The sequence below is a fragment of the Streptomyces sp. NPDC017943 genome, from assembly GCF_044328425.1.
GTDB lineage: Bacteria > Actinomycetota > Actinomycetes > Streptomycetales > Streptomycetaceae > Streptomyces > Streptomyces djakartensis_A.
On the sequence record NZ_JBIRHH010000002.1, the window covers coordinates 927315 to 940004 of the forward strand.

The 12690-nt window shown below is 72.6% G+C and carries 7 protein-coding genes and 1 pseudogene; 5 read left to right on the forward strand and 3 right to left on the reverse strand.

Annotation, left to right across the window (positions count from 1 at the left end):
* Positions 1-42 precede the first annotated feature (42 nt).
* The gene (locus ACH4C6_RS09145) at positions 43-2523 is read left to right on the forward strand and encodes a ThuA domain-containing protein (RefSeq protein WP_398107869.1); all 2481 of its coding nucleotides are present in this window, start codon (positions 43-45) and stop codon (positions 2521-2523) included.
* Positions 2523-4712, forward strand: a complete 2190-nt coding sequence (locus tag ACH4C6_RS09150; protein WP_398107870.1) for an OmpL47-type beta-barrel domain-containing protein — start codon at positions 2523-2525, stop codon at positions 4710-4712. Before ACH4C6_RS09145 ends, ACH4C6_RS09150 begins: the two co-directional genes overlap by 1 nt.
* On the opposite strand, the gene ligD is transcribed toward ACH4C6_RS09150, so the two are convergent.
* A complete protein-coding gene (ligD, locus tag ACH4C6_RS09155; protein WP_398107871.1) occupies positions 4699-5730 on the reverse strand; it encodes a non-homologous end-joining DNA ligase in 1032 nt (343 codons plus the stop codon). The genes ACH4C6_RS09150 and ligD overlap by 14 nt on opposite strands.
* A 74-nt stretch (positions 5731-5804) precedes the next feature.
* Between ligD and ACH4C6_RS09160 the strand changes: the two genes are divergently transcribed.
* Entirely contained in the window at positions 5805-6869 is a 1065-nt protein-coding gene (locus tag ACH4C6_RS09160) for an ATP-dependent DNA ligase (protein ID WP_398107872.1), read from the forward strand.
* A 45-nt stretch (positions 6870-6914) separates the two neighbouring features.
* Here ACH4C6_RS09160 and ACH4C6_RS09165 read toward each other — a convergent pair whose 3' ends face one another.
* Positions 6915-8105, reverse strand: coding sequence for a zinc-dependent alcohol dehydrogenase (locus tag ACH4C6_RS09165; RefSeq protein ID WP_398107873.1), 1191 nt, complete (start codon positions 8103-8105; stop codon positions 6915-6917).
* Positions 8106-8293: 188 nt separating this feature from the next.
* Here ACH4C6_RS09165 and ACH4C6_RS09170 point away from each other — a divergent pair, with 188 nt between their 5' ends.
* Complete coding sequence (locus tag ACH4C6_RS09170; RefSeq protein ID WP_398107874.1) at positions 8294-9286, forward strand: DUF3048 domain-containing protein; 993 nt, start codon at positions 8294-8296, stop codon at positions 9284-9286.
* Positions 9287-9316: 30 nt separating this feature from the next.
* Here ACH4C6_RS09170 and ACH4C6_RS09175 read toward each other — a convergent pair whose 3' ends face one another.
* The gene (locus tag ACH4C6_RS09175; RefSeq protein WP_398107875.1) at positions 9317-11995 is read right to left on the reverse strand and encodes an ATP-binding protein; all 2679 of its coding nucleotides are present in this window, start codon (positions 11993-11995) and stop codon (positions 9317-9319) included.
* 530 nt (positions 11996-12525) lie between these two features.
* On the opposite strand from ACH4C6_RS09175, the pseudogene ACH4C6_RS09180 reads away from it, so the two are divergent.
* Positions 12526-12606 (forward strand): annotated as a pseudogene (locus ACH4C6_RS09180) (DUF2510 domain-containing protein); the annotation flags it as partial.
* Positions 12607-12690: the final 84 nt, after the last annotated feature.

The window sequence follows — 12690 nt, forward strand, 5'->3', positions numbered from 1 at the left end:
TCTAGCTTCCTTGGCGGTGTTGCTGTGACCCAGGAGGTGCCCATGCACGTACGCGGGGCGAGCAAGAGAAGACGCGTCTGGGCGGCCTCGGTGGCCGCCGCCGTCGTGACCGCCGGACTCCTGTCCGGACCCGCGGCGAACGCGCGCCCGTTCCCCGAACCACCGCTGACAACGATGTCGATCAAGTCGCCCCCGGGCGGCGCGAACGTACGCGTACTGATCTTCCACGGCTCCGCCGCGGCCGGGGAGGAGTCCCCGGTGGTGAACGCCGGGATCGAGGCCATCGAGGACATCGGGCTGTCGGGTCCCGCGGACCGCCGCTTCGCGGTGCAGGCCACCGACGACGCCTCGGTGTTCACCAACGGCACGAAGCTGGGCCGCTTCAACGCGGTCGTCTTCCTGACCGGCGGGGGCGACGTCCTCGACGCGGAGCAGGAGGCGGGCCTGGAGGCGTACATGGAGGCCGGCGGCGGGTTCGTCGGCATCCACGACGCGGCCCGCGCGGAACCGTACTCGGACTGGTTCACCGGTCTGGTCGGGGCACGGCCCGCCGCCTCGAGCCCGGCGTCGGTGCAGCGGGCGACCGTGGAGGTCGGCGACCGCCGCCACCCGGCCACCCAGGACCTCCCGGTGCAGTGGAAGCGTCCCGACAAGTGGCTCAACTGGACGAAGAACCCCTCGGGCGAGGTCCACACGGTGGCCCGGGTGCGGGAGTCGACGTACCAGCCGGGCACCGGCGCCAACGGCTGGGACCATCCGGTCAGCTGGTGCCGGGACTACGACGGCGGGCGCTCCTTCTACACCGGCATGGGCGGCACGGTGTCGTCCTACGACGAGGCGGACTTCCGCGCCCATCTGCGCGGTGCGCTGATGTGGACCACCCGGCTGGAGCAGGCCGACTGCAAGGCGACCATCACCGCCAACTACACGGCCGAGCGCCTCACCAAGCCCAACCAGCCCGGGCAGAACGACCAGATCGGTGAGCCGCACGGGCTGGTCACCGCCCCCGACGGCCGGGTCTTCTACATCGGCCGGGGAGGAGCGGACTCCTCGCAGCCGGTGGTCACCGACTGGAACGACCCCGAGATCGGCAAGGGCAAGGGCGAGATCCACGTCTGGGACCCGAGGACGAAGCAGGTCACCCTGGCCGGGGCGCTCGACGTCTTCGGCAACAAGGGGGGCGGCGACGAACTGGTCAAGGTCGAGGAGGGGTTGCTCGGCATCGAGCTGGATCCGCGGTTCGAGCAGAACGGCTGGGTGTACCTGCACTACACGCCGCACGCGCGGATCGACCGCGACACCCGGACGGCCGAGCGGCGCGTCTCCCGGTTCACGCTCGACCGGGCCACGAACAAGCTGGACCTGTCCAGCGAGAAGGTGCTGCTGAAGTGGCCGGTGCAGATCCACAGCTGCTGCCACGCGGGCGGCGGGATGGCCTGGGACTCCAAGGGGAATCTGTACATCGCCACCGGTGACAACAACTCCAGTGGCTTCAGCGGCGGTTACTCGGGCAACAACCCGGAGCCCGCCTACAAGGGCGTCTCCTTCGCGGACGCGCGTCGCACCGCCGGCAACACCAACAACCTCAACGGCAAGATCCTGCGCATCCATCCGGAGCCGGACGGCACCTACACGCTGCCCGCGGGCAACCTCTTCACGGGCAAGGAGACCGCCGAGGGCGGCGGCAAGACGCGCGGCGAGATCTATGTGATGGGCGTCCGCAACCCGGCGCGCATCTCCGTCGACAAGTCGACCGACGTGCTCTACGCGGGCTGGGTCGGCCCGGACGCGAGCGCGCCCTCGACGACCTGGGGCCCGGCCAAGTACGACACGTTCGCCGTCATCACCGAGGCCGGCAACCGCGGCTGGCCGTACTGCATGGGCAACAAGCAGCCCTACCGGGACCGCAATCTGCCGGACCCGTCCAAGCCGCTGGGCTGGTACGACTGCGACCACCCGAAGAACGAGTCGCCGAACAACGACGGCCTGGTCAACCTGCCGCCGGTGACCGGCAACAACATCTGGTACTCGCCGTCGGGCGGCGCCCCGGACTTCCCGCGGGACGCGAACGGCGTCCCCTCGTACAAGGCGGCGGAGGCCACCTACAAGCTGCCCTGGCTCAAGGGCGGCGGGCAGGCGGCGATGAACGGGCCGGTCTACCGGTACGACCGGGTCGCGGCGGACAGTGCCGTGAAGTGGCCGGCGTACTGGGACGGCAAGTGGTTCGTCGGCGATTTCTACGACGCCGACCAGCCGCGCAACGCGGTGGTCATGGACCCGAGGACGCAGGGTGACGGCGGTCTGCCGGTGCACTCGGAGTCGCTGAAGAAGATCGTGCCGATCGGCAACGACGGCATCAAGAACCTGATGGACTGGAAGTTCGGTCCGGACGGTGCGCTCTACGTCCTCGACTACGGGCGCGGCTTCTTCACCTCGGACTCCAAGTCGGCCCTGTGGCGGGTCACCTACAAGGGCGGCGGACCGACCCCGGCCGCCGGTCGACTGGCGAGGGGGACCGAGTGATGCGCGCACGAGGAGTCTGGGCCGCCCTGCTGGCATCCCTGCTGGTGATGCTCGGCGTGCAGGCGCTGCCCGCCGCCGGGCAGCCCGCGAAGGAGGATGCCGAGCAGGTCCTGACCTGGACGGCCGGCGACGCCATCGACAAGTACGCCTCGGCGCCCACGACCGCGGTCGCCGGGACCGCGACGATCGTCTTCGAGAACAGCGCGGCCACCGGGAACACCACGGGCATGCCGCACACGCTGACGTTCGTGACCAGCGACCCCGAGTTCAACAGCGACGTGCAGCTCAACATCCTGGCCAATCCCAACGACGCCGAGGGCGGCAGGCACACCGCCCAGGTCACGCTCACGCCCGGCCGGTACTTCTACCACTGCACGATCCCCGGCCACGGCCAGATGCAGGGCATCCTGACGGTGACCGAGGGCACCGGCGAGGACACCACCGCGCCCGAGGCGTCGGCGCACGTGAGCGGCACGCAGAACGCGCAGGGCGAGTACGTCGGTTCGGCGAGCGTGGCCCTGCACGCCACCGACGAGGGCGGCTCCGGCCTGGACCGGATCGAGTACGCGATCGGCGACACGGGTGCCTGGCAGCCGTACACCGCGCCGGTCGTCGTCGACCAGGTCGGCAGCCACACCGTCCGCTACCGCGCGTTCGACAAGGCGGGGAACGTCTCCGCCGAGAAGAGCACCCGGTTCACGGTGGTGGCGCCGCAGTCGGACGACACCACCGCGCCGGAGACCTCGGCGACCGTCGGCGGTGAGCGCGACGCGAACGGCGCCTACATCGACATGGCGACGGTCACCGTCTCGGCGTCCGACACCGGCTCCGGGGTCAACACCATCGAGTACGCGGTGGGTTCCGGTGCCTGGCAGGCGTACACCGCGCCCGTCATGGTGCACCAGGCGGGCACGCACACCGTCCGCTACCGCGCCACCGACAAGGCGGGCAACGTGGCGGCGGAGAAGAGCGTGCGGTTCACCGTCGTCGCGGCACCGCCGCAGGACACCACCGCCCCGGTGACGGGCGTGAGCGTGGAGGGCACGAAGAACTCCGCGGGCGCGTACGTCAACAGTGCCCGGGTGACCGTCACGGCGACCGACGCGCACGGCTCGGGCGTCGAGAAGATCGAGTACTCGCTCGACGGCGGCCCCTACCTCGCCTACTCCGCTCCGGTGGTGGTCGACCGGGCCGGCGCGCACACCGTGGCGTACCGCGCCACGGACAAGGCCGGCAACACCGCGGCGGCCCGCACGGTCTCCTTCACCGTCGTCTCCGGCCAGGTCCCGGCGCCCGACTGCCCCGAGTACGACGAGCGGCTGACGGTGATCGTCGGCACGGTCGACTCGGGCGTGCGCAACCGGGTCACCGACAACCGGTGCCGGATCGGCGAACTGATCGAGGACGAGAAGGAGTGGACGTCCCAGGCGCTGTTCCTGAAGCACGTGAACGCCGTCCTCGACGACCTGCTGACGGAAGGGGTCGTCGACCAGCGGGAGGTCAAGGCGATCCGCAAGGCCGCCCGGCAGTCGGGCATCGGCGAGCCGGGGCAGACCGAGGGCTACCGCGCGCTGTTCGACGGCACGGCGGAGTCCCTCGCGAAGTGGCAGCAGGTGGGCGGTGGTTCGTTCGGGCTGAACCCGGACGGGACCCTCACCTCCGGCACCACCACGGCGGGCATGGGCATGCTGTGGTTCCCGCAGCGCAAGTACGGCGACTTCTCGCTGAAGCTCCAGTGGCGGGACGACGCTCCCGGCACCGGGAACGCCAACTCCGGTGTGTTCGTGCGCTTCCCGTGGGTCCTCGACCACCCGGAGGAGTCCCGCCCCGAGTGGGTGGCCATCAAGTACGGGCACGAGGTGCAGGTGTTCGACCGGCCCGACGGCGACATGTACAAGACGGGCTCGATCTACGGGTTCGACCGCGTGGGCCTGGCCGGCGCGGGCGTGACGCAGAAGGGCACCTGGAACGACTACGAGATCCGGGTGGAGGGCCAGCACTACTCGGTCTTCCGCAACGGCGTGCTGATCAACGAGTTCGACAACACCGGCGGCCAGGAGTTCGCTCCCCCGCGCTCGGACGACCCGGGCACGGACGGGCGGCGCTTCGCCTCCGGCTACATCGGGCTCCAGGTGCACGGCACGACGGACGTGGTCTCGTACCGCGACATCCGGATCAAGGAGCTGTAGGCCCTCCGGAGGTCTTCCTGGCCCTGCTCGGCTGTACCCGTCTGGGCTCTCCCGGCATCTTCGGATACTCGGGCGGGTACGGCAGGTCGCCCAGTCCGTGGTCGTGCTCGTCACGGCGGGCGAGGTCGAGCAGGGCCTCCAGCGAGTAGCGCCTGTCGTCCATGTCCGCGTGCACGTCGCCGAGTTCGGCGAAGCGCGCGGGCATGGTCGCGAGGTCGAAGTCCTGCGGGTGCGCCACCCCGACCTCCTCCCAGCGCAGCGGCGCGGAGACGGGGGCGTGCGGGCGGGGCCGGACGGAGTAGGCGGAGGCGATCGTGCGGTCGCGGGCCGTCTGGTTGTAGTCGATGAAGATGCGCTTCCCCCGCTCCTCCTTCCACCACTTGATGGTGACCTGCTCCGGCATGCGGCGCTCCATCTCCCGGCCGACGGCGATGGCCGCGCGGCGGACCTGGGTGAAGGTCCAGCGCGGTTCGATGGGCACGAAGACGTGCAGGCCCCGGCCGCCGGAGGTCTTCGGGAAGCCGCGCAGACCGCCGAACTCCTCCAGCATCGCCCGCAGTTCGTGGGCGGCCCGGGCGGCGTCGTCGTAGTCGGTGCCGGGCTGCGGGTCGAGGTCGATGCGGAGCTCGTCCGGGTGGTCGACGTCGTCGCGGCGGACCGGCCAGGGGTGGAAGGTGAGGGTGCCGAACTGGGCGGCCCACACCACCGCCCCCGGCTCGGTGGGGCACATCTCGTCGGCGCTGCGGCCGCTGGGGAAGGTGATGTGCGCGGTCGGGATCCAGTCGGGCATGTTCTTGGGCGCCCGCTTCTGGAAGAAGTTCTCCCCGCCTACGCCCTCGGGGTAGCGCTCCAGGGTGGTCGGCCGGTCGCGCAGGGCGCGCAGGATGCCGGGGCCGACGGCGATGTAGTAGCGGGCGAGGTCGAGCTTGGTGAAACCGCGCTCGGGGAAGAAGATCTTGTCCGGGCTGGACAGCCGTACGGTCCGGCCGTCGACCTCCAGTTCCACCGCGTCACCCATGCGAGCCACGGTAGGCGTACCCCGCATACCTCGCACATCGGGCGTGGCCGGGCATGCGGGCGCAGAATCGACGCATGGATCTGCCGGTGATGCCCCCCGTCCTGCCGATGCTCGCCAAGTCGGTCGCGTCGATCCCCGCGGGCATGCAGTACGAGGCGAAGTGGGACGGTTTCCGGGCGATCGTGTTCCGGGACGGGGACGAGGTCGAGCTCGGCAGCCGTACCGGCAAGACGCTGACCCGGTACTTCCCCGAGCTCGTGACGGCGGTGCGGGAGCGGCTGCCGCGGCGGTGCGTGGTGGACGGGGAGATCGTCATCGCGCGGGAGGGTCATCTGGACTTCGACGCGCTGACCGAGCGGATCCATCCGGCGGACTCGCGGGTGCGCACGCTCGCGGAGCGGACGCCGGCGTCCCTCGTCGTGTTCGACGTGCTGGCCCTCGGGGACGAGTCGCTGCTCCAGGCTCCGCTGACGGAGCGGCGGGAGCGCCTGGAAGGGGAGCTGTCGGGGGTGGCGCCCCCGGTGCACCTGGCCCCGGCGACCACCGACATCGAGGTGGCGCGGCAGTGGTTCGAGCAGTACGAGGGGGCGGGCCTCGACGGCGTGATCGCCAAGCCCCTGACCGTGCGCTACCGGCCGGACGAGCGTGCCATGTTCAAGATCAAGCACGAGCGGACGGCGGACGTGGTGGTCGCCGGGTACCGCCTGCACAAGAGCGGCCCGGTGGTGGGTTCGCTGCTGCTCGGCCTGTACGACGACCGGGGGACGCTCCAGCACGTGGGCGTGTCCGCGGCGTTCACGATGAAGCGCCGGGCGGAGCTGGTCGAGGAGCTGGAGCCGCTGCGCCTGGACGACGTCTCGGGGCATCCGTGGGCGGCCTGGTCCGAGGAGTCCGCGCACGAGACGGCCCGGCTGCCGGGGGCGCCGAGCCGCTGGTCGGGCCGCAAGGACCTGTCGTGGGTGCCACTGGCGCCCGAGCGGGTGGCCGAGGTGGCGTACGACCACATGGAGAACGGGCAGCGCTTCCGGCACACCGCCCGCTTCCGCCGCTGGCGCCCGGACCGGACCCCCGAGAGCTGCACGTACGCGCAGCTGGAGGAGCCCGTCCGCTACGACCTCGCCGAGATCCTCGGCACCTGAGGTTCCCCGGGCGTCCCGGGGAACCTCAGGGCGTCCGGAGGATGCTCAGGGCTGCATCAGCACCTTGACCGCGCCGTCCTGCTTGCGCTGGAACATCTCGTAGGCCTGCGGCGCGTCCGACAGCGGCACGCGATGCGTGGCGAAGTCGTCGACGCCGAGCGGGTCCTCGTCGGTGAGGTACGGGATGATGTCGTCGGCCCAGCGGCGGACGTTGGCCTGGCCCATCCGCAGCTGGATCTGCTTGTCGAACATGGTCAGCAGCGGCAGGGGGTCCGCCATGCCGCCGTAGACGCCGGAGAGCGAGATGGTGCCGCCGCGGCGCACCAGCTCGATGGCGGTGTGGAGGGCGGCGAGCCGGTCGACGCTGAAGCGCTCGGCCATCGGGCCGCTCAGCTTGCGCGGCATCACGGCGGCCGCGTTCTGCACCAGCTTGGCGACCGCGCTGCCGTGGGCCTCCGTGCCGACCGCGTCGATGACCGCGTCGGGGCCGCGGCCGTCGGTCTGGTCGCGGATCGCGGCGACCAGTTCCTCCTCGCTGTCGAAGGACCTGAGGTCGAACGTCTCCACGCCCCGGGCACGGGCCCGGCTCAGCCGCTCGGGCACCAGGTCGACACCGAAGACCCGGTCGGCGCCCTGCACCCGGGCGACCCGGCAGGCCATGTCGCCGATCGGCCCGAGGCCGAGCACGGCGACGCTGCCCCCCTTCGGGACGGCCGCGTAGGCGACCGCCTGCCAGGCGGTGGGCAGCACGTCGGACAGGTAGACGAACCGGTCGTCGGCCGGGCCCTCGGGCACCTTGATGGGGCCGAACTGCGCCTGCGGAACGCGCAGGTACTCGGCCTGGGCGCCCGGCACGGCGCCGTACAGGCGGGTGTAGCCGAACAGGGGGGCGCCCATGCCCTCGCCCGTGACCTGGGTGGTCTCGCACTGGGTGGGCAGGCCGGTCAGGCACATCCAGCAGGTGCCGCAGGCGATCTGGAACGGGACCACCACGCGGTCCCCCACCTGGAGGTCCGGGACGCCCGCGCCCACCTCCTCGACGATGCCCATCGGCTCGTGGCCGAGGATGTCCCCCGGGGTCATGAACGGCGTCAGCACCTCGTAGAGGTGCAGATCGGATCCGCACAGCCCCGTGGAGGTGATCCGGATGATCGCGTCCGTGGGTTCCTCGATCTTGGGGTCGGGCACCTCGTCCACCCGCACGTCCCGCTTGCCCTGCCAGGTCACTGCCTTCATCGCCTCGGGTCCCTCCGTCGGCCTGCGCGTCGGTCGGTCGGCGCGGCCCGGGTACCCCTGCCGCCCGGGCCGAATCTTGGGCCGATCGGCGGACAGCGCAGCGACACCGACTTGCCATATCCGCTCAACAGTGGGCGTCGATGTTCAGATAAGCGCACAATCTAGACACATCGATGACATGAGGCGTGATGACGACGGTGGGCAGAGGACGGGGCGTGCGCGGTCGGCGCACCGCGACGACGGCGGCGCTCCTGGCCGCCCTGGCGACGGCCGCCCTGGCGGGCTGCACGGGCGGGAACGGCGCGGGTGACGACGGCCGGGGAACGGAGCGGGGGAACTCCCGGACGGCCTCCCCCGGGGCCGGCGGACCGTCCGTGCTGGCCGTGAAGATCGACAACGCCCCCGCGGCCCGCCCCCAGACGGGTGTCGACGCGGCGGACGTCGTGTACGCCGAGCAGGTCGAGGGCGGACTCAGCAGGCTGATGGCGGTCTACGCCACCCGGCTGCCGGAGGTGGTCGGGCCCGTGCGCAGCGCACGCGAGTCGGACCTGGAGCTGCTGCGGCAGTTCGACCGCCCGACGCTCGCCTTCTCCGGCGCGCAGACGAAGCTCCTGCCGCTGATCGACGGCGCTCCGCTGCGAGCCGAGACCCCGTCCGACGCCGCCGCGGCCTACTTCCGCGCCGACGACCGGCCCGCGCCGCACAACCTCTACCTGCGGCCCGGGCGGCTGGTGCCCGAGGCCCCGGGCCGGGCGGCCCTGACCACCGGATTCCGCTACGGGCCCGCGCCCTCCGGTGGCACGGCGACGGACTCGCGGACGGTGCGCTACCCGGCGGCCCGCTTCACCTTCACCTGGTCGGACGCGCGCGAGCGCTGGCTGGTGGGCATGGACGGCGGCCCGGCGGCCACCGCCGGCGGCACGCCGCCGGCCCCGGCGACGGTCGTCGTGCAGTACGTGAAGGTGCGCGAGTCCGCCTTCCGGGACTTCCTCGGCAACAACACGCCGTACACCGAGACGGTGGGCACGGGCAAGGCGGAGGTGCTGCGCGACGGCCGGAGCTGGAAGGCGCGCTGGCAGCGCCCGGACGCGGCCGACGGCACGGCGTTCACCACCCCGGACGGCACCCCGGTGAACTTCGCCGAGGGCCAGGTGTGGGTGGTGTACGCCAAGGCGTCCTGACGCGCCCGTGCGCACCCGGTCGACGGCGAACTACTCGATTCCGCCGTCGAGTTCGGCCCGGGCCCGGGCCGCCAGCCCGTCGGCCCCGCAGGAGACCGCCAGGTCCAGGCCCCGGCGCAGGTCGCTCGCGGAGCGGGCGGCGATGCCGTACTCGATGCGGGCCGCCGCGTGCTCGTACTGGCAGGGCGAGGCCTCCAGGTAGGCGACCGCCTGCGCGTGGAGCCGGACCGCCCGCTGGCCGGTCTCCAGCGCGGCGGCGCAGCGCAGGGCCTCCCCTATGGCGGTGTCCGTGCCGAAGCGCTCCGCCTGCCGGCGGACCTCGACGGCGAGCCGGGCGGCACGGTCGGGGTCCTCGGTGCTGAGGGCGCGGGCCAGGTCCGCGGCCCAGGGGACGAGTACGGGGTTGTGGTGGCCGCGAGCCGCCGCCGCCTTCTCCGCGGCCTCCAGCTCGTTGATGCCGTCCTTGGTGCGCCCGACGGCCAGCAGCAGCCGCCCGCGCACCGAACGCGGGTCGGGCAGCACGATGGTGGAGGGGTACGGCGGGGCGAAGCCGTACCGCTCGGCCACGTCCCAGGCCTGGTCGACGTGGTCGCGGGCGAGGAGCGTGTCGACCAGGTTGCAGGTCGCGGACCAGTACAGGGGCAGTCCGCGGCCGACGCGCTCGGCCAGCCGCAGCGACTCGCGCAGGGAGGCCTCCGCCTCGCGCAGACGGCCCCGCCTGCGGTGGCCCAACCCGACGTAGGCGTGGGCGAGCGCCAGGTGGCCGCCGCTCCACCCGGCCGTCTCGTAGGCGCGCAGGGCCTCGTTGTAGAGGGCCTCGGCCCGGTCGAGACGGTCGGTGAACGCGTACGCGTTGGCCAGCATCAGCAGCAGTTCGATGCCCCACTCGGTGTCGGTCCAGCCGAGGCCGGGCGCCAGCCGGCCGTTGACGAGGGCGCGGTCGCACAGTTCGGCGACCTCCTCCGCGTTCTCGCCGTGCATCAGGGCATCGAAGCCGCGCAGGATGAGCAGGGCGCGTTCGGAGTTGTCCCGGCCGGTGCAGGTGCCCGCGAGGTCGGCGAGCCGCTGCGAGCGGCCGGGCGAGGTGGCCTCGCCCGCGTGCAGGCCCTCCCACATGAAGTGCACGGCCTGGAGCCGCATCCGGGCGGGCCCGGGCTGCAGCCGGGCGGCCTCCGCCTCGACCGTGCGGACGGCCTCCTCCAGCTGGTCGTTGTGCAGGAGCGCCTGGGACAGCCGGAAGACGGCGTCCACGCGCTGGTCGCCGTCGAGGCCGGGCATGCCGAGCGCGCTGCGCAGATGGCCGATGGTGCGGGCGGGCGCGGTGAGGAAGGTGGCCTGGGCCAGTTCGTAGAGCACGTGCGGGTGCGACTCGGGCCGGGGCGGTTCCTGCAGGGCCCGCTCCAGGCAGCGGCGGGCCGCGTCGGGCGCGCCGACCGCGAGGTGCTCGCGGGCCGCCTCGCGCAGTTGCCCGACGAGTTCCTCGTCGTCGTCCGGGTGCACCTCCATCAGATGGCGGGCGGCGGCCGCGGCGCCGTGGCCCTCGTCGGTGACGATGCGGGCCGCTATGCCGTGCATCGCGGTGCGCAGGGCGTCGGGGATGGAGTGGTAGACGGCCGTCGCGATGAGCGGGTGGACGAACTCCAGGTCCCCGTCGGCGGCGTGGCCCGTGCTCGGGTCCGGCTCGGTGAGGATGCGGGCGGTGCGCAGCAGTTCGGCGCAGCGGCGGGCGTCCTGCGGCCGCAGGGTGGCGAGCTTGGCGACCAGGTCGATGGAGATGCCGGTGCCGAGGATGGCCGCGGCCCAGGCGAACCGCGTGGCGTCGATGCCCAGTTCCTCCAGGCGCGCGACGAGGCCGCCGCCGCGGGCCGAGCGGTTCAGTTCGCGCAGTTCCCCGGCGCGTGCCTCCACCGGTTCCACTTCGCTGTCCTGGACGCGGGCGAGCAGTTCCACGGTCTCGTAGGGATTGCCCGCGGTGACGGCCCACACCTCGCGGCAGAACGCGGCGTCGGCGTGCCGGCCGAGGGTGGCGCGGGTGAGCCCGGCCGTCGCGTCCGGGGTGAGGGCGCTCAGGGTCGCCACGGGGCCGTCGGCGGCCGCGGCGACGGTCTCCAGGTGCCGGGCACTCACGTCGGGGACGTCGTCCGGCCGGCGGGTGACGACGACCAGGACGGACGTCTCGTCGAGGCGCTCCGCGAGCGCGGCGAGCCAGTGCAGGGTCTCCTGGTCGGCCCAGTGGGCGTCGTCGATCAGCAGCACGAGCGGCCAGTCGCGGCGGGCGAGCCGGCGCACCGCGGCGACCAGACCGTCGCACACGCCCTGCGGGTCGGCCTGCCGGGCACCGGGGTCCGCGATGCCGAGGGCGGGTCCGGCGATGTCGTACCAGTCGCCGAGGTACTCGCGGGCCTCCTCCGGCAGCATCGACACCAGGGCCGGCTGGAGCAACTGCCGCACCACGTTGAAGGGGACCGACCTGAGGGTCTCACCGCCGCGGGCCGACCAGACCGTGCAGCCCCGCGCCTCGGCGACGCGGCGGGTTTCGGCCAGCAGGGCCGTCTTGCCGAGTCCGGCCTCGCCGCGGAAGACCAGCAGCCCGCCGGACGAGGAACGGTCGGTGCAGAGTTTGTCGACCGCCTGTGCGATGGCGGCGACTTCCTCGTCCCGCTCCCACAGGGAAGCCGAGGCGGCGGCCGCTGGCCGTACCTCCGTCATCCCGCTACCTCCCCAAGTCGCCCGAACGACGTACAGACGTCGAGCCTAGCCGTCCGCTTGCCTCGGTGGAGGGTGGTCGCGGCACCTGTTGCCGTGACGGGTGACACCGGGTGCAGCCGGGCGACGCACCCGGCCCGCCACCAGCCACCTTCGGGTCAACAGGGCGTAAAAACAAGGGAGCTGACGTTCATTCACCGCGAACGGCCCGCGCGGGGACGGACGGCGGGCGCTGCTCGCCGGGTCTGCGGGCTTCTCGTCGAGGGGTACGGTTCCGGCGTCCACGGCCACTTCGCGACGATCATCGCGGCACGGCTTTTCACACCGGAGGACGGCAGCGCGGCCGAGGCCCTCGTGAGCGCGTGCGCCCTCATCCGCCCTCGCGTTCTTCCCGCCCGGGTCGAGGCGGCGGTTTTCGGCCGTCGTTCCCGCGTGGTGCGCCAGGTTGCCCGGGGGCCGGTCCGGCTCCCGCCGGAACAATTGCTTCCGGCTCCTCTCATGCCTCTTTCACCGACGCCTCATACGGTGGGGGCATGACGCGCGAGACTCCTTCCGGGTGGTACCCCGATCCCGGACAGACAAGTGACGGGCCCGCCACGGAACGCTGGTGGGACGGCAGGGCCTGGACGGACCGCATCCGCCCGCAGCAGCCCGCGTCCTGGGCTCCCCCGGCCGCGCCGGATCCGTCCCCGGCGGCG